Raw genomic sequence first — 18,036 nt, 5'->3', positions numbered from 1 at the left:
GATCCGGGCCGTCAGTTCGATCGGCTCGAACGGTTTGACGACATAATCGTCGGCGGCCGTCTCCAGTCCCAGCACCCGGTCGGCCGCGCTGCCGGCCGCCGTGACCATGACGATGCCGATATTGGTGCGCGCCCGCAGTCGCTGGGCAAAGGTCCGGCCCGACGTTCCAGGCAGGTTATGGTCGACGAGCACCAGGTGCACCGTTTCCCGCTCGAGGACGATGGCGGCAGCCTCCGCCGAAGGCGCCGTCAGCGGCATCCAGCCTTCGGCCTCCACCAGATCGGAAACGAGCTCCGCCATGTCCGGATCGTCCTCGACGATCAGAATCCGTATTCTCTCACTCAGCATGCACGTCCTCCCGTCGCCATCATAGGCGGGGCTGTCCCAATGATCAAAGCGGCTCGCGTTATCCGCATTGTCACATTTGTAATCTTTGTAATCTTGAAACGGCAAAGCCGCATTCGTGTTGTAAGAACGGTAACCATTCTGCGGGTTGCGACCCGCGGGGAATACCGACATCCTGATTGCGGAGATTGGGGCGGCAGCGCTCCAAATGGGAGGACATCGTGAGAGGCATCACCGCTATCGGCGCGGGCGTGGCCCTGTGGCTGTGCGCCGCCACGTCAGGCATGACGGCACCGGCACTGACAGTACTTTGCGGTGTCGACGAGGCGTGGTGCACGACGATGAAGGCCGCGTTCGAGACGAAGTCGGGCATCGAGGTCGCCATGACCCGAAAGAGCAACGGCGACATCCTCACCCAGATCCGCGACGAAAAGGACGCCCCGACCATCGACGTGTGGTGGGGCGGGACCGGCGACACCCATCTGCAGGCGGGATCGGAAAACCTGCTTGAACCCTACCGCCCGGCGCATGAACGCGACATGCTGCCCTGGGCACAGAATTTCTTCGCCATCTCCGGCGGACGTTCGGCGGGCATTTATGCCGGAGCGCTCGGCTTTGCCTACAATGCCGACCTGTTGCATGCCCTGAAACTGCCGGCCCCGACCTGCTGGAAGGATCTCGCCGACAAGGCCTATCGCGGCCGTATCCGCAGCGGCAACCCGAATTCGTCGGGCACCGCCTTCACCACGCTTGCAACGCTGGTGCAGCTCTTCGGCGAGGACGAGGCCTTCCGGTTCATGGCCGCGCTCAACCGCAACATCGACCAGTACACCACGGCCGGCTCGGCTCCGGTGAAGGCGGCGGCACGCGGCGAGACCCTGATCGGCATCTCCTTCATGCATGACGCGGTCACGCAGAAGCAGGCCGGCTCGCCGCTCGTCATCGTCGCGCCCTGCGAAGGGACGGGCTACGAAATCGGCGCCGTCAGCATCGTCAAGGGCGCGCGGCACCTGGAAAGCGCCAAGAGCTTCGTCGACTTCGCACTCACCCCGGAAGGCCAGGGCACGGGTGCGGCCGCCGGCCAGAACCAGGTCCCATCCAATGCCCGCGCCGAGCTGCCGCCGGCCGCACCCGACATTTCGCTGATCAAAATGGTCGATTTCGACTTCGCCACCTTCGGCTCGCCGGACGAACGAAGTCGACTGCTCAAACGGTTCGACGCGGAGATCGCCGCGACGAACTGAGCGCTCCGCGGGAGCCCAGTAATCCACAGTACCGAAATCGTGAACGTGCCGCCCGGCGGGCAGGCCGATGGCCGCCCCATGCCCGTTCACGTCCAAGTTTCAAACAGGCAACAGGAGGATGCCCCAATGAAAACAACGACGCTTTCCCTCATGCTTTTTGGCGGCACGGCGCTTGCCGCGCTGCCCGCCCAGGCCGCCGGCAGCCTCAACCTCATCTGCTCGGCAGACGTGGTGATCTGCGAGCAGATGACCGGCGATTTCCAGAAGGAAACCGGTATCAAGGTCAACATGGTTCGCCTGTCTTCGGGCGAAACCTACGCCAAGATCCGCGCCGAGGCGCGCAACCCGAAGACCGACATCTGGTGGGCCGGCACCGGCGACCCGCATCTGCAGGCAGCCTCCGACGGCCTGACGCTCGAGTACAAGTCACCGATGCTGGACCAGCTCCAGGATTGGGCGAAGAAGCAGGCTGAAGGCTCGGGCTTCCGCACCGTCGGCGTTTATGCCGGCGCGCTCGGCTGGGGCTACAACACCGAGATCTTCCAGAAGAAGGGCCTGAAAGAGCCGAAGTGCTGGGCCGACCTGCTCGACCCATCGCTGAAGGGCGAGATCCAGATGGCCAACCCGAACTCGTCGGGCACCGCCTACACGGCGCTTGCCTCGCTGGTGCAGATCATGGGCGAGGACCAGGCCTTCGATTACCTCAAGAAACTCAACGGCAACATCGCGCAGTACACCAAGTCGGGCTCGGCACCGGTGAAGGCAGCCGCACGCGGCGAAGCCGGCCTCGGCATCGTCTTCATGCACGACGCCGTGGCACAGACTGCCGAAGGCTTCCCGATCAAGTCGATCGCACCCTGCGAGGGCACCGGCTACGAGATCGGTTCTATGTCGATCATCCGCGGCGCCAAGAATCTGGACAATGCCAAGGCCTGGTACGACTGGGCGTTGAAGCCCGAGGTCCAGTCGCGCATGAAGGACGCCAAGTCCTTCCAGCTGCCGTCCAACAAGTCGGCCGAGGTGCCGAAGGAAGCGCCGAAGTTCGAAGACATCAAGCTGATCGACTACGACTTCGCCACCTTCGGCGATGCCGAGAAGCGCAAGGCGCTGCTCGAGCGCTGGGATCGCGAAGTCGGCGCCAGCGCCAACTGATCGCGGTTTGAACGGTTCGGCCGGGTGTTTGATCCGGCCGGCACCGCCCAACGGTCCCAACCGTCGTTCTTCGCCTCCGGCAGGTGCCGGGGCGATGTGACGTCACATCATCTTTCATTTCAAATTGCGCGAGGACCGTCATGGAACATCGCAACCGCAGGCTCGACCTAACGCTCGGGCTCGGACTGGCCGCATTCTTGGCTGTCCCCTGGTACCGCATCGAAGGCGGCTTCTTCGGGCTCGGCTGGCTCGCCGATTTCCCCGGCAATCCAGCCGTTGCCCCCGGCCTGATGCAGATCTTCGCCCATGGTAAGCCATGGCTGATCGTGGCGCTGGCGCTGCTCGGCATCGGCGTGGCAGCGCGTTTCGTCCGCGATCCCGCGCGTCGAGGCCTTCTGCTTGCCGTCGCCGGCGCAGCGGGCGTTCTCTATCTTGCTCTCCAGGGGCTGGCGATCGGCTTTTCCGGCTGGACCTGGACAATGAGCGAGACGCTGTTCGGCACGCTTTCCGACGGTCAGCCGTCGATGGGCGCCGGCGCCGTGCTCATGGCCCTCACCTTCGTTCTTCTGTTCGCCTTCGGGCTTGCGGAGCGCGGCGTGCTCAAGGGCGACGCCTTCATCGTCGCGGCGATTTCCCTGCTCGTGACCCTCGTCATCGTCTTCGTCTTCTACCCGGTCGGCAGCATGTTCGCGGCGTCGGTTCAGGATTTCGACGGCTCGTTCAAGCCGGACGGTTTCATCCGCAATATCCAGGACGCCTCGATCTGGAGCCTGAGCTGCGTCGTCGGCGAAGGTCGTTGCGGCGTCGCCTGGCGCACCCTGTGGCTGGCGCTGATGACGGCGTCCGGCTCGACGCTGCTTGGCCTTGCCTTCGCGCTCGTCGCCACCCGCACCCGCTTCCCCTTCAAGAAGGGCATGCGGCTCTTGACGGTGTTGCCGATCATCACCCCGCCCTTCGTCATCGGCCTGGCGCTGACGCTGCTCTTCGGCCGCGCCGGCGTCGTTACCGAATTTCTCTCCGATGCCTTCGGCGTCGAACCGGGCCGCTGGCTCTACGGCCTCACCGGCATCTGGATCGCCCAGGTCCTTTCCTTCACCCCGATCTCGTTCCTCGTTTTGATCGGCGTCGTGGAAGGCGTCAGTCCCTCCATGGAAGAAGCGTCGCAGACGCTGCGCGCCGATCGTTGGCGCACCTTCTGGACCGTCTCGCTGCCCTTGATGAAGCCTGGCCTCGCCAACGCCTTCCTCATCGGCTTCATCGAAAGCATGGCCGACTTCGGCAATCCGCTGGTGCTCGGTGGCAGCCACGGGGTGCTTTCGACCGAAATCTTCTTCGCCGTCGTCGGCGCGCAGAACGACCCGTCTCGCGCGGCCGTACTCGCCATCATCCTTCTCTGCTTCACGCTCACGGCCTTCGTCGCGCAACGCTACTGGCTCGCCGGCAAGAACTACTCAACAGTCACGGGCAAGGGCGACTCCGGCGCCCATAGCGCGCTGCCACGCTCGATCTCGATCGGCGTACACGCCATCGTCATTCCCTGGATGATCTTCACCGTCGTCGTCTACGGCATGATCCTCTTCGGCGGCTTCGTGAAGACCTGGGGCCTCGACAACTCGCTAACGCTCGACCACTACGCCAAGGCCTTCTCGATCTCCTTTGCCGACGGCGCGATCGCCTGGACGGGTGTTGCCTGGAACTCCTTCTGGACGACCATGGAGATCTCACTGATCGCAGCACCGCTGACCGCCATGGTGGGTCTGCTGACGGCTTATCTGATCGTGCGCCAGCGTTTCGCCGGGCGTGACGTCTTCGAGTTCGCGCTGATGTTGAGCTTTGCCATTCCCGGCACGGTCATCGGCATCAGCTACATCATCGCCTTCAACCTGCCGCCGCTGGAAATGACCGGCACGGCGCTGATCCTCGTTGCCTGCTTCGTCTTCCGCAACATGCCGGTCGGCGTGCGCGGCGGGATTGCGGCCATGAGCCAGCTCGACAAGAGCCTCGATGAGGCATCGCTGACGCTGCGGGCAACGAGCTTCCGCACCTTGCGCAAGGTCATCCTGCCGCTCTTGAGGCCGGCGATCGTCGCAGCGTTGGTCTATTCCTTCGTCCGGGCGATCACCTCGATCAGCGCCGTCGTCTTCCTTGTCAGCGCCGAATACAACATGGCAACCGCCTACATCGTCGGCCTCGTCGAAAACGGCGAATTCGGCGTGGCGATCGCCTACTCCTCGGCCCTCATCCTGGTGATGATCACCGTCATCACCGGCCTGCAACTCCTCGTCGGCGAACGCAAGCTGAGGCGCGAAAACCGCGTCCTCGGCGCCGCTCCGGCCCGTTCGTCCAACACCATCTCCCAGGAGAAAACCGCATGAGCACCTCCATGAACACCCCGCGCACCGGCTCGGTCGTCTTCCAGAACGTGCGCAAGCAGTTCGGCAGCTTCACCGCCATCCACGACCTGTCGCTCACCATCGAGCCGGGCACGCTGGTGACCCTGCTCGGCCCCTCCGGCTGTGGCAAGACGACGACGCTACGCATGCTGGCGGGCCTCGAACACCCGTCCGCCGGCCGGATCCTGATCGGCGGCAAGGACGTGACCATGCTGCCGGCCAACGAACGCGACGTGTCGATGGTCTTCCAGTCCTATGCGCTGTTCCCGCACATGTCGGCGCTCGACAATGTCGCCTACGGCCTCGAATCCTCGGGGATCAAGAAGAAGGAAGCGCGTGAGCGCGCCGAAGAAGGCCTGCAGCTCGTCGGCCTTGGCGGTCTCGGCCAGCGGCTTCCGGCCGAACTTTCCGGCGGCCAGCAGCAGCGCGTCGCCGTTGCCCGCGCGCTCGTGCTCGAACCGCAGGTGCTGCTGCTCGACGAACCGCTGTCCAACCTCGACGCGCGTCTGCGCCGCAAGGTGCGCACGGAAATCCGCGAGTTGCAGCAGCGCCTCGGCTTCACCGCCGTCTACGTCACCCACGACCAGGATGAGGCGCTTGCGGTTTCCGATCGCATCATCGTCATGAAGGATGGCGCGATCGCACAGCAAGGCGCGCCGCGCGACCTCTATGAAGCGCCGGCCTCCACCTTCATCGCCGACTTCATGGGCGAGGCCAATGTGCTGCCTTGCGAGGTGACCGCGGCAGACGCCGGCCAGGCGACGATCCGCATCGGCGGATTTGAGCACCGCCTGCCCTCCAAGGGTGCCCGGCCGGGTCCGTCGAAACTCGCGGTCAGGCCCAACGCTGTGACGCTGACGCCGGCCAAGGGTGCTGCCCTTTCCGGCACGATCAGCAGCGCCGCCTATCTCGGCGGCCACGTCGAATACGAGGTCGAAACGCCGGCAGGCCTCCTCTTTGTTGTCGATCAGGCGGTGGAGGAAATGCTATCTCCGGCAACGGAGGTCGCCATCGGTTTTCGCAACCGGGGCCTCGCTTTGATTGACGCATGACTTTTCACAACTGGATACGAGAAGGACACTTGCATGACTGCTGAAATTGCCGGCCTCGATGCCCGGTTCGCGCTTGCCAAATCCATGGCCGAAGAGGCTGGCCGGCTCGCCTACGATTACTTTCTGAAGCGCGAAACGCTCGTCATCGAGACCAAGCGCGACGCCCACGACGTCGTGTCGATCGCCGACCGCAACGTCGAGACGCTGATCCGCGACAAGATCGCGGCCGCGTTTCCTGACGATGGCGTGCTCGGAGAGGAGCATGGTCTTCTCGACGGCACATCCGGCTTCACCTGGGTGCTCGACCCGATCGACGGCACCACGCCCTTTGTCAACGGCATGCCGAACTGGTGCGTCTCGATTGCGGTGGTCCATGCGGAGAAGCCTGTGATCGGCGTCATCCACGCACCCTGCCATCAGGAAACCTATGCCGCGGCAACCGGCCGGGGCGCAACGCTGAACGGCAAGCCGCTTCGTCTCGACGGCACCCGCACGATCCGCAACGCCGTCACCGGGCTTGGCGCCAACGACCAGGTGAAGCCGGGCGAGATGGGCGCTATCGTCGAGCGCCTGCTTTCGGACGGCGGCAACTTCATGCGCAACGGCTCCGGCGCGCTGATGATCGCCTATGTCGCCGCCGGTCGCCTCGTCGGCTACTACGAGCCTTACATGCATGCCTGGGATTGCCTCGGCGGCTATTGCCTGGTGACCGAAGCCGGCGGCTGGACGCTGCCTTTCCCGGCGCGCGGCGAGGCGCTGACGCATTGGGCGCCGGTGCTGGCGGCAGCACCCGGCGCGGTCGACGACCTGCTGAAGGTCGCCCAGCTCGACCGGGCAGCAGCCTGATCACCGCTCGGTCGGGCCGGTCGGCTTGTCGGGCTTGAAGCCCAGCAGGCCGCCGAGCTCCATCGGGAACGGGAAGATCACGGTCGAGTTCTTCTCGCCGGCAATGACGTTCAAGGTGCTCAGATAGCGCAACTGCATGGCCTGAGGCTGCCGGGCGAGGATCTCGGCGGCCTCAAGCAGTTTGGCCGCCGCCTGCTGCTCGCCCTCGGCGTTGATCACCTTGGCGCGCCGCTCGCGCTCGGCTTCGGCCTGACGGGCGATCGCCCGGACCATGCTCTCGTTGATGTCGACATGCTTGATCTCGACCGTCGCCACCTTGATGCCCCAGGCATCCGTCTGGCTGTCGAGGATCTTCTGGATATCGTCGTTCAGACGGTCGCGCTCGGCCAGCATTTCGTCGAGGTCGTGTTTGCCGAGCACCGAGCGCAGGGTCGTCTGCGCCAGCTGGCTGGTCGCCATCATGAAATCCTCGACCTGGATCGTCGATTTCTCCGCATCGATCACCCGGAAGTAGATCACGGCGCTGACGCGGACGGACACGTTGTCGTGGGAGATGACATCCTGGCTCGGCACATCCAGCACCCGGGTCCTGAGATCGACCCGCACCATCTGCTGCACATAGGGCACAAGCAGGATCAGCCCCGGCCCCTTGACGCCGGTGAACCGGCCGAGCGTGAAGACCACGCCGCGCTCGTATTCGCGCAGGATCCGGATCGAATAGGCGATAACGAGAATGGCGAGCACCAGCAACGCGGCAAAAGGAGCAAGGCTCCCGAACATGTCCATGACCATTCCTCCATTCCGGGCGCCTTCACCGCGCCCTCACCGGATCCGCCGGCGCTATGTCTTTGGCCCTTCGCGGATCACTTCGAGCGTCAATCCGTTCCGCCCGATGACCTTCACATTCTCGCCTCTCGACAGAGTCTCGGTGCTGACGGCTTGCCAGCGCTCGCCATGGGCGATGACGTAGCCGGCCGCTCCGGTCCAGTTTTCGACCGTGCCGGCAAGGCCGATCATCTGTTCGCCGCCGGTCACCACCACATGGCGGCGCGAGCTGAAGGCAAGCCGCGCGACCAGCAGGCTGAAGCCAAGGCTTGCAACTGCAAGCACCGTAAGTACGGGCCAGGAAACCCCAAAACCCGGCGTGTCCGTGTCGAAGAGAATGGCCGCACCCAAGACCAGTGCAAAACTGCCGCCGGCACCGAGCACGCCGAAGGATGGCGAATGCGCCTCGGCGACCATCAATCCGATCCCCAGCATGATCAGCCCGATGCCGGCGTAGCTGACGGGCAGCACCGAAAGCGCATAGAGCCCGAGCAGCAGGCAGATACCGCCGATGGTTCCCGGCGCCACCGACCCCGGCGACAGGAATTCGAAGATCAGGCCGTAGATGCCGATCATCATCAGGATGGCCGCGATGTTGGGATCAGTGACCACCGAAAGCAGCCGGGTGCGCCAGTCGGGCACGAAGTCCTCGCTCGCAAGACTTGCCGTGTCGAGCACGATCTCCCGCTGCCCGACGCGCACCGTCCGACCGTTCGCCTGCTTCAGCAGATCGGCAACGTCGGTCGCAGTGAAATCGGCAACCTTCTCCCGGACGGCCGCCTCGGCCGAGAGGCTTGCAGCCTCGCGCACCGCCTTTTCGGCCCAGTCGGCATTGCGACCACGCAACTCCGCCAGCCCGCGGATATAGGCTACGGCATCGTTGACCATTTTCGCCTCGGCAGGGCTCTGCGCCGCCGGCTGTTTGTCGCCGTCCTTGCCGGTGTCGCCGTCCTTACCCTGACCGAACATGTCGCCGCCGATCGCGATCGGCGTCGCCGCACCAAGGTTCGTTCCCGGCGCCATCGCCGCGACGTGGCTGGCATAGAGGATATAGGTGCCGGCGCTCGCCGCCCGCGCACCGCTCGGCGCAACGTAGGTTGCGACCGGTATGGGCGAGCCAAGGATCGCGCGGATGATCTCGCGCATCGAGGTGTCGAGCCCGCCGGGCGTATCGATCTGCAGAACCACCAGCGGCAGCCGGCGCTCTTCCGCCTTCGTCAGGCCGCGCCTGACATATTCGGCGGTCGCCGGACCGATGGCGCCGTTGACATGCAGCACCAAGGCGACCCGATCGTTTTCGGCCCGCGACGAAGCTGGAAACGCGAAGGACAAGATCAACAAAAACAACAGCGTGAGGGTTCGCAACATCCGTCGTCAGAACCTCGCATGCTCGACACCTGCGAACAGGGCCACTCGCCGCATGATAGCACAACACAAGGTTAGGACGAAGCGAAGGCTGCTACTGCTCACCCGAGCCCGCAAGTCAGAGCGCGGGATGACAACGGCGACGATCGGCGTTATCTGCTAGGTGTTCATTTCGGCGGCAACGCTTCGCCGCCTATTCGAGGCCGCCTTCATGGCGCCTTCCAGTTTCAGCAGAACAGGATTTTTGGGTTTGGAGACGACCCTCTACCAGCCGATCAAGAGCTTCTTTGAAACCCGCGGCTATAGCGTCAAGGGCGAGATCGGCGGCTGCGATATCGTCGCACTCAGCGACGACGAACCGCCGCTGGTGGTCGTATGCGAACTGAAGCTGAGCTTCAATCTTGAACTGATCCTCCAGGCGGTCGATCGCGCCACCGCCGGCGACGAGGTGTGGGTCGCCGCCCGTGTCTCGGCCAAGGGCAAGGGGCGGGAGAGTGACCGCCGTTTCCGCGATCTCTGCCGCCGGCTCGGCTTCGGCATGCTTTCGGTCGCTGACAACGGCATGGTCGACGTCATTCTCACCGCCTCTGCGGTGATGCCGCGCAAGAACAACCGCAAGCGGGCGCGCCTGATCAGCGAACATCGCCGCCGTAAGGGCGATCCGACCGCGGGTGGTGCCACCCGCACACCGATCATGACCGCCTACCGGCAGCAGGCGCTGGCCTGCGCCGCCGCCCTGCAAGCCGGCCAGCAACGCCCGCGCGACCTGCGCCCGGTCGCACCCGATGCCGCCAAGATCCTGCTTAGCAACGTCTATGGCTGGTTCGAGAAGATCGACCGCGGCCTCTACGCGCTGTCGGAACAGGGCGCCGAGGCGCTTCGTCGCTGGCCCCCGCTCGAGACCGCAACGGTCGCGAGCGCCGAGGCATCCGAAGCATGACCCAGCTTGGAGCCATCCGGTGAACCCCGCGCTTCGCCTTCTCTATCTTTGCCTCGCGTGGCTGATGGTCGGCCTCGGCGTCATCGGCGCCTTCCTTCCGATCCTGCCGACGACGCCGTTCCTGTTGCTGGCGGCCGGGCTCTTTGCCCGCGCCTCGCCCCGGCTGGAGCAATGGTTGCTCAACCACCGGGTCTTCGGTGCCTCGCTTCGGCTGTGGCGCGAAAAGGGGGCGATCTCCCGTCGGGCCAAGACCGGCGCCGTCAGCCTGATGGCCGCCAGCTTCGGCCTCTTCCTTTTCTTCGGCAACCCGAGCCTGTCGCTCGCCGTAATCGTCGCAGCCGCGATGGCGCTTCCCGCCGTTTTCATCCTGACGCGCCCAGCGGAATAGCCGGTCGGCCCGGCCAACAAACCAGGCCGGCGCAAACGGGAAACGATACTTTTCCTCTCAAGAAATACTTGATTGCGCGCGAAAAGGTCGAACTATTCTCCGGGCGCACACGCTATAAGCGTATACATCCATACTTAGTGTTTTTGTAAATCAAAATATACTTCGAACAACTCAAGAACAAAGTTGTACAAATGTGCAATTTCCGCAGCCCCGCATCGGCTCGCTCTCTCGCTCGACCGTTGTTTCGGATCCACGCGATGCACGATCGCGTGATTTTAGACAAAGCGAGCGGCCGTGGAAACGTTTCATCGGCCCGCATGGGGACCTGCGAAACGCAGATAGACCCCCAAAACTGACGATTGGCGATTGACAAGCCGGTCGGGTTGGCTCCATCTATTGCATTACAAAGGCAGCAATTCCTTAATAAAGGAATATGTGGAGGAGCATATGCCTGACATGCTGGTGAGCTTGTATTCGCCGATCCTCGGTGAACTCAAGCGCAGAACCGAAACCGACAAGGTGACGATCCGTCCCGCCTTGCCGCCGGAAATGGGCCTGGTCGTTGGCTGGGTTCGGGAGAACTTCAGCGAGAACTGGGCGAGCGAGGTGACTGTCGCCTTCACGCGCAGGCCCGTCGCCTGTCTTATCGCGGTTGACGACGGCAAGCTCGTCGGCTTCGCCTGCTACGACACGACCGCTCCCGGTTTCTTCGGCCCGACCGGCGTCGATCCCGTCGCCCGCGGCAAGGGCATCGGCGTCGCCCTCTTATCCAGTTGCCTCGACACCATGAAGACGCTTGGCCACGCCTATGCCTTCATCGGTGACGCCGGTCCCGTCGATTTCTACGCAAAGACCGTGGGCGCTGTGCCGATCCCCGCCCCCGACAAGGGGATCTACCAGGGCATGCTGCGTCGCCCGTCCAAATAATTCCAATCTCGGAGCCTGAATAATGTCCTCGACACCCCTCGCCCTTTTTGTCGGTCTTCCGAACCCTACGCTTTCGGACGACGAGTTCGCGCTGTTTCGCGAAACCAACCCGCTCGGCCTCTTCGTCGGCCGCCGCAACCAGCGCGAACCCGGCCAGGTGAAAGTGCTGATCGAGCGCTTCCGCGAAGCCGTCGGCCGTGAAGACGCTCCCGTGTTCACCGACCAGGAGGGCGGACGCGTTCAGCATCTCGACGCCGGCCCTTGGCCGCTGTTCCGTTCCTTCGGCGAATTCGCCGAACTGGCCCGCCACGATTTTGCCCTCGGCAAGAAGGCGCTGCGCCTGTCGAGCCAGGCCATGGGCACGATGATGACCGAGCTCGGCCTGACGAGCGGCTGCTCGCCGGTGCTCGACCTCGTCTTCTCGACGACGAGCTCCGTCATCGGCGCCCGTTCCTTCGGCGCCGACCCGGATTTTATCGCAGCCCTCGGCCGCGAAGTGGTCGATGGCCTGCTCGAGACCGGCAACATGCCTGTTATGAAGCACATTCCCGGCCACGGCCGCGCGACGCTCGATTCGCACAAAGAGCGCCCGGTCGTCGACGCCTCGCGCGAGTTGCTGACTTCGACCGATTTCAAGCCCTTCGTTGCGCTTCGCGACACGCCCTGGGCCATGGTCGCCCACGTCGTCTACTCGGCCTTCGACAAGGAGCTGCCGGCGTCCATCTCCCCGATCATGCACGACGTCATCCGCAACAACATGGGCTATGACGGCGTGCTCGTCTCCGACTGCATCTTCATGGAATCGCTGCGCGGCACACTGCCGGAGCGCGTCCGGCAGGTGCTCGATGCCGGCTCCGACATTGCGCTGCACAGCCACGGCACACTCGCGGAAAGCGAAGCGGCAGCCAAGGCGGCAAGGCCGCTGACGGAAGCCGCACTGAAACGCATCGCGGCCGGCAAGGCGCGCCTCGGCACGCTGAAGGTCGATGTGCGCGCAGCCCATGCCGAAGTCGAGGACATCTTCAACAGCGCCCTCGTTGCCTGACCGAAACAAGAAATCCTAGCGATCTAAAAGGGGAACTACCGTGAAAAAATCACTTCTCGGCGCAGCCACCGCGCTCGCCCTCATCGCCGGCCCGGCCGCGGCACAGACCGTGCTGACGGCCAATATCGAGCCGGCGACCACCTGGGTTCGCAACTTCAACCCGTTCAACCAGACCTCGGCACGCCAGAGCACGCTCGACTTCATCTACGAGCCGCTGGTCGTCTTCAATCGCTTCGACGGCAACAAGCCGGTCTTTCGCCTTGCAGAAAGCTTCAAGCTCGCCGACGACCTGAAGTCGATCGAATTCAAGCTTCGCCCGACCCTGAAGTGGTCGGACGGCAAGCCGCTGACGGCGACCGACGTCAAGTTCACATACGACTACCTGAAGAAGTTCCCGGCGCTCGACTTTGTCAGCATCTGGACCTTCATCACCGGTGTCGAGGCGGTGGACGCCCAGACCGTGCGCTTCACGCTCGCCAACCCGAGTTCGCTTGCAGCCGAACAGCTGGCGCAGTTGCCGATCGTGCCCGAGCACGTCTGGAAGGACATCGCCGAGCCGGTGACCTTCGCCAACGAAACACCTGTCGGCAGCGGTCCGCTGACCGAAATTCCGCGTTTCACCGGCCAGACCTACGACCAGTGCCGCAACCCGCACTATTGGGATGCAGCAACGCTCAAGGTCGACTGCGTGCGCTTCCCGCAGCTTGCCGACAACAACCAGATCCTGACCGCGACCGCGTCGGGCACGCTCGACTGGGGCGTCTCCTTCATCCCGGATATCGAGAACGTCTACGTCGCCAAGGATCCGGAACACTTCCACTTCTGGTATTCGCCGAGCAGCATGGTCGCTTTCCTGTTCAACCAGGAAACGGCCAATGAAAACAACCGCAAGGCCTTCAACGACGTGAAGTTCCGCCGTGCCGCCTCGATGGCGCTCGACCGAGGCACCATGGTCGACGTCGCCGGCTACGGCTACCCGACGCTGAACGAAGATCCGGCCGGCATGGGCGAGCTCTACAAGAGCTGGGCCGATCCGTCGGTTGCCGCCGATTTCGGCAAGTACGGCAAGTATGATGCCGACGCCGCCAAGGCGCTGCTCGACGAGGCCGGCTATGCCGATAAGGACGGTGACGGCTTCCGCGACAACCCGGATGGCAGCAAGATCTCGTTCTCGATCATCGTGCCGAGCTCCTGGACCGACTGGATCGACACGGTGACGATCGCCGTTGAAGGCCTGCAGGCCGTCGGCCTCGACGCCAAGATCGAAACGCCCGAGGAAGCCGTCTGGACCGGCAACCTGATCAACGGCACCTTCGACGCCGCGATCAACAGCCTGCCGGCATCGGCCTCGCCCTACTATCCCTACAAGCGCGCCTTCAGCGCGTCGGACAAGGGCAAGACCCGCTTCACCTCGCAACGCTGGTTCAATCCGGAAGTCGAGGCTCTGCTGACCGAGTTCACACAGACTGCCGATCCTGCCAAGCAGAAGGAAGCGATGAACAAGGCGCAGCGCATCGTCGCCGAGAACATGCCGATGATACCGGTGTTCAACAACCCGAACTGGTACCAGTACAACACCAAGCGCTTCAAGGGCTGGGCGACGGCGGAAAACCCCTTCGTCAACCCGTCGATCACGCGCAACAACCCGGCGCGTCTTCTGCACCTGCTGGCGCTTGAACCGGTGAAGTGATCCCTGATCGAAGGCGCGGCGCCCTTTCGGACGATGATCCGGGAGGGCGCCGCATCTCGATCAGCAACGGTGGCGGGCGCTTTTCGTCCGCCACGCAATCGTCCTTGGGGTCCGTCTCCACGGGCGGTTCGACAAGAAGACAGCCCTGCCACCTGACGCGCTCGTGCGGCAGCCGCAGTCGATGGAGTTCCCGATGGCCTTTCTGCTTCGCCGCCTCTGCTTCTATCTGGCGGCCTTCGTCGCCGCGGCGACGATCAACTTTTTCCTGCCGCGGCTGATGCCGGGCGATCCGGTGCAGATCATGTTTTCGAGCGCCGGCGCTGAACTGCCGCCCGAAAGCCTGCAGGCCCTGAAACTCACCTTCGGCTTCGTCGACGGTCCGCTTTGGCAGCAGTACCTCACCTATCTCGGCAGCATCTTCAGCGGTGACCTCGGCCGTTCCATCAAATATTTCCCGCTACCGGTGACCACCGTGCTCGGCAATGCGCTGGTGTGGACCGTCGGCCTGATGGGAACCGCCACCATCTTCAGCTTCGCGCTCGGCACCTTCCTCGGCATTCTCGCGGCCTGGCGGCGCGGCAGCCTGTTCGACGTCATCGTTTCCGTCGGCGCGATTTTCGCGACCTCTGTTCCGGCCGTCGTCACCTCGCTGATCGTCGTCTTCACCTTCGGCTTCACGCTCGGCTGGTTCCCGACCGGCTATGCCGCCGACCCGGCGCTCGATCCGGCCTTCACGTTCGAATATATCGGCAGCATCCTTTACCACGGCATCCTGCCGATGCTGACGCTCTGCGCGGTTTTGACCGGCGGCTTCGCCGTGACCATGCGCAACAACATGATCAACCTGCTTGGCGAAGACTACATCGTCATGGCCCGCGCCAAGGGGCTCTCCGACACCCGCGTGATGATCTGGTATGCGGCGCGCAACGCCCTGCTGCCGACCGTCTCGAGCCTTGCGATCGCCATCGGCACGGTGCTCGGCGGCTCGCTGGTGACCGAGGTGGTGTTCAACTATCCGGGCCTCGGCAACATCCTTTACCAGGCGATCCTCGCCCGCGATTACCCCGTCATCCAAGGACAGCTCTTGATCATGACCGCCACCATGCTCATTGCCAACTTCATCGTCGACGTCAGCTACGTGCTGCTCGACCCGCGACTGAAGAGGGCGTGATATGAAGACCTCCTCCTTCCCGCTCATCCACAACCGCAAGGTCATGGTCGGCGCGCTGATCGTCGCCTTCATTCTGCTGGTCGCGATCGCCGCCCCCTTGCTGACCTCCTATGATCCGGGCGCCCGCGTCGGGCGGCCGCATCAGTCTCCGTCGCTCGAACACTGGCTCGGCACCACGCGCATCGGCCAGGACGTCTTCGCACGCCTCGTCTACGGTGCCCGCACGTCGCTGGCCGTCGGCTTCGGCGCCGGGCTTCTGATCACCGTTGTCGGCACGGCGCTCGGCATCATCGCCGGCTATCGCGGCGGCAAGATCGACGAGGTCATCAGCTTCTTCACCAACATGGTGCTCGTCGTCCCGAACCTGCCGCTGCTGCTCGTGCTCGCCGCTTTCATCGGCCAGGCAAGCCCGTGGGTCATCGCGCTCATTCTCGGCGGCACCTCCTGGGCTTGGGGCGCCCGCGTCACCCGCGCCGAGACGCTTTCGGTCAAGCAGAAGGATTATGTCAAATCCGCCGAGATGATGGGCGAGCCACGCTGGCGCATCATGACCTTCGAGATCTTCCCCAACCTCATCTCGATCGTCGGCATCAACTTCATCGGTAGCGTGATCTTCGCGATCATCACCCAGGCAACCCTGGAGTTCCTGGGCCTCGGCGACCCCAAGGTCGTTTCCTGGGGCACCATGCTCTATGCCGCGCAGAAGGCCTCTGCGCTTTCGGTCGGTGCCTGGTGGGACATCCTGACTCCCTGCTTCGCGCTCGCCTTCCTCGGCATCGGCCTGTCGCTGCTGAACTTCGCCGTCGACGAAATCGCCAATCCGCGGCTTCGCACCGGCAACCGGCTCGGCCGCTGGTCCGCGCTCATCCGCTCCGGGGAGGGTCGCCTGTGACCGCACCTCTGCTTTCGGTCAAGAACCTGACCATCGACTATATTGGTGAGACCAACGACTTCCGCGCCGTCGACAATGTCAGCTTCGACGTCGCCCCCGGCGAGGTCTTCGGCCTTGCCGGTGAGAGCGGCTGTGGCAAGAGCACGATCGCCTTTGCCATCAGCCGGCTGCACAAGCCGCCGGCGCTGATCCGCAAGGAAAGCACCATCCTGCTCGACGGCCGCAACGTGCTCGACCTCGACCAGAGGGATCTCGCCGACTTCCGCTGGCGCGAAGTGGCAATGGTGTTCCAGAGCGCGATGAACTCGCTGAACCCGGTGTTGCGCATCGAACAGCAGTTCTACGACGTCTTGAAGACGCACAAGCGCATCACCCGCGCGCATGCGCGCGACCGCACCGCCGAGATGCTCAAGCTCGTCGATATTTCGCCGGACCGCATGCGCGACTATCCGCACCAGTTCTCGGGCGGCATGCGCCAGCGCATCGTTATCGCCATCTGCCTGGCCCTCGATCCGCGGCTGATCGTCATGGACGAACCGACGACGGCGCTCGACGTGGTGGTGCAGCGCGAAATCCTGCAGCGGATCAACGAACTCCGGCGCAAGCTCGGCTTCGCCGTGCTCTTCATCACCCACGACCTCGGGCTGATGGTGCAGTTCTGCGACCGCATCGGCATCATGCTCGGCGGCAAGCTGGTCGAACAGGGCACCGCCGACGCCATCTACCGGACACCGGAGCACGACTATACCAAGAAGCTCTGGGCCTCCTTCCCCTCGTTGCATGGAGGCGTTCTTCGATGACCGGCCTATCCGCACCCATTCTGACTTTGGATAAAGTCAGCAAGACCTTCGGAAACGGCCCCGGCGCCGTGCGCGCCGCGCGGGCCATCTCGTTCTCGCTGCATGCCGGACGGGCGCTCGCCGTCGTCGGCGAATCCGGCAGCGGCAAGACCACCTGCGCCCGCATCGCCATGCGCGAATACGAGCCGAGCGAAGGGCGGCTGCTCTACAAGGGCAAGCCCGTCGACGCGGCGGGAGCCAAGGAAATCGCCGACTATCGCCGCTCGGTGCAGATGATCTTCCAGGATCCTTTCGCCTCGCTCAATCCGGCCCACACGATCGCCTATCACCTGAAGCGGCCGCTGATGCTGCACCGTCCCGACATCCGGGGGGCTGCGGTCGACGAGGAGATCAAGGCCCTGCTTCGCCAGGTGAAGCTCGATCCTGAGATTGTCGCGCCGAAGTACCCGCACGAGCTTTCCGGCGGCCAGCGCCAGCGCGTCAACATCGCCCGGGCGCTCGCGGCCAAGCCCGAGGTCATCGTTGCCGACGAGCCGACCTCGATGCTCGACGTTTCCGTGCGGCTCGGCGTGCTCAATCTCTTGAGCGAGATGAAGCGCGACATGAACCTCGGCCTGCTCTACATCACCCACGACATCGCCACCGCCCGCTACGTCGCAGAGGATATCGCCGTGATGTATGCCGGCCAGATTGTCGAATGGGGCAATACCGGCAAGGTCATCGACAACCCGGCCCATCCCTACACGAAGCTGCTGCTGTCTGCAGTGCCGGATCCGGATATCCGCTTCGACGACCCGAACGCGCAGGTCAGTTCCGCTGAAGCAGACGAAACCCGCCGGCGCTCGGCGGCAGATCAGGCGACGATCCGCGAGGTCGAACCGGATCATTTCGTGCGCGCGGCCTGAGCCGCCCGCCGACCGGCAAAAACAAAAACGCCCCGCTTACCGCGGGGCGTTTTTGT

The 18,036-nt window shown here is 64.1% G+C and carries 17 protein-coding genes; 14 read left to right on the top strand and 3 right to left on the bottom strand.

The window, feature by feature from the left end:
- Nucleotides 1-348: response regulator transcription factor (locus L981_RS25500; RefSeq protein WP_043622940.1), on the bottom strand; the 348-nt coding region annotated here is incomplete at its 3' end.
- Nucleotides 349-566: 218 nt separating this feature from the next.
- On the opposite strand from L981_RS25500, the gene L981_RS25495 reads away from it, so the two are divergent.
- From L981_RS25495 to L981_RS25475, 5 genes are all read left to right on the top strand, one after another.
- Nucleotides 567-1,589, top strand: a complete 1,023-nt coding sequence (locus tag L981_RS25495) for an ABC transporter substrate-binding protein (RefSeq protein WP_245281716.1) — start codon at nt 567-569, stop codon at nt 1,587-1,589.
- Between the two features lie 126 nt (nt 1,590-1,715).
- Nucleotides 1,716-2,741 carry an ABC transporter substrate-binding protein gene (locus tag L981_RS25490; protein WP_043622937.1) on the top strand — a complete coding sequence of 342 codons (1,026 nt, stop codon included), beginning with the start codon at nt 1,716-1,718 and terminating at the stop codon, nt 2,739-2,741.
- Nucleotides 2,742-2,881: 140 nt separating this feature from the next.
- Nucleotides 2,882-5,116 (top strand): iron ABC transporter permease, encoded by a 2,235-nt coding sequence (locus tag L981_RS25485; protein WP_043622934.1) that lies wholly within the window; start codon nt 2,882-2,884, stop codon nt 5,114-5,116.
- A gap of 8 nt (nt 5,117-5,124) precedes the next feature.
- Nucleotides 5,125-6,186 (top strand): ABC transporter ATP-binding protein, encoded by a 1,062-nt coding sequence (locus L981_RS25480; protein ID WP_043622955.1) that lies wholly within the window; start codon nt 5,125-5,127, stop codon nt 6,184-6,186.
- 33 nt (nt 6,187-6,219) lie between these two features.
- Nucleotides 6,220-7,032, top strand: a complete 813-nt coding sequence (locus tag L981_RS25475) for an inositol monophosphatase family protein (protein ID WP_043622930.1) — start codon at nt 6,220-6,222, stop codon at nt 7,030-7,032.
- Here L981_RS25475 and L981_RS25470 read toward each other — a convergent pair whose 3' ends face one another.
- Together L981_RS25470 and L981_RS25465 are read right to left on the bottom strand one after the other, a co-directional pair.
- The gene (locus L981_RS25470) at nt 7,033-7,818 is read right to left on the bottom strand and encodes a slipin family protein (protein ID WP_043622927.1); all 786 of its coding nucleotides are present in this window, start codon (nt 7,816-7,818) and stop codon (nt 7,033-7,035) included.
- 54 nt (nt 7,819-7,872) lie between these two features.
- On the bottom strand, nt 7,873-9,225 hold the full coding sequence (locus L981_RS25465; protein ID WP_043622924.1) for a nodulation protein NfeD: 1,353 nt from the start codon (nt 9,223-9,225) through the stop codon (nt 7,873-7,875).
- A gap of 247 nt (nt 9,226-9,472) precedes the next feature.
- On the opposite strand from L981_RS25465, the gene L981_RS25460 reads away from it, so the two are divergent.
- The 9 genes from L981_RS25460 to L981_RS25420 all read left to right on the top strand — a co-directional run bounded on the left by L981_RS25460 (nt 9,473) and on the right by L981_RS25420 (nt 17,980).
- Nucleotides 9,473-10,162, top strand: a complete 690-nt coding sequence (locus L981_RS25460) for a DUF2161 domain-containing phosphodiesterase (protein WP_043622922.1) — start codon at nt 9,473-9,475, stop codon at nt 10,160-10,162.
- Between the two features lie 19 nt (nt 10,163-10,181).
- Nucleotides 10,182-10,550 carry a YbaN family protein gene (locus tag L981_RS34040; RefSeq protein WP_197067195.1) on the top strand — a complete coding sequence of 123 codons (369 nt, stop codon included), beginning with the start codon at nt 10,182-10,184 and terminating at the stop codon, nt 10,548-10,550.
- 447 nt (nt 10,551-10,997) lie between these two features.
- Nucleotides 10,998-11,477: a GNAT family N-acetyltransferase gene (locus tag L981_RS25450; RefSeq protein WP_043622917.1), complete on the top strand. Its 480-nt coding sequence runs from the start codon at nt 10,998-11,000 to the stop codon at nt 11,475-11,477.
- A gap of 22 nt (nt 11,478-11,499) precedes the next feature.
- Nucleotides 11,500-12,522 (top strand): glycoside hydrolase family 3 N-terminal domain-containing protein, encoded by a 1,023-nt coding sequence (locus L981_RS25445; protein ID WP_043622915.1) that lies wholly within the window; start codon nt 11,500-11,502, stop codon nt 12,520-12,522.
- Between the two features lie 40 nt (nt 12,523-12,562).
- Complete coding sequence (locus L981_RS25440) at nt 12,563-14,212, top strand: ABC transporter substrate-binding protein (protein WP_043622912.1); 1,650 nt, start codon at nt 12,563-12,565, stop codon at nt 14,210-14,212.
- Nucleotides 14,213-14,405: 193 nt separating this feature from the next.
- The gene (locus tag L981_RS25435) at nt 14,406-15,383 is read left to right on the top strand and encodes an ABC transporter permease (RefSeq protein ID WP_043622950.1); all 978 of its coding nucleotides are present in this window, start codon (nt 14,406-14,408) and stop codon (nt 15,381-15,383) included.
- A 1-nt stretch (nt 15,384) separates the two neighbouring features.
- Entirely contained in the window at nt 15,385-16,275 is an 891-nt protein-coding gene (locus L981_RS25430) for an ABC transporter permease (RefSeq protein ID WP_043622909.1), read from the top strand.
- Nucleotides 16,272-17,075 (top strand): ABC transporter ATP-binding protein, encoded by an 804-nt coding sequence (locus L981_RS25425; RefSeq protein WP_043622906.1) that lies wholly within the window; start codon nt 16,272-16,274, stop codon nt 17,073-17,075. Before L981_RS25430 ends, L981_RS25425 begins: the two co-directional genes overlap by 4 nt.
- Nucleotides 17,072-17,980: an ABC transporter ATP-binding protein gene (locus tag L981_RS25420; RefSeq protein ID WP_043622903.1), complete on the top strand. Its 909-nt coding sequence runs from the start codon at nt 17,072-17,074 to the stop codon at nt 17,978-17,980. Before L981_RS25425 ends, L981_RS25420 begins: the two co-directional genes overlap by 4 nt.
- Nucleotides 17,981-18,036 lie beyond the last annotated feature (56 nt).

This window comes from Ensifer sp. ZNC0028 (assembly GCF_000799055.1).
In the GTDB taxonomy this organism is placed as follows: Bacteria; Pseudomonadota; Alphaproteobacteria; order Rhizobiales; family Rhizobiaceae; genus Ensifer.
The sequence above is the reverse complement of the archived record's forward strand: the minus strand, read 5'-3'. Positions and strand labels throughout refer to the sequence as shown.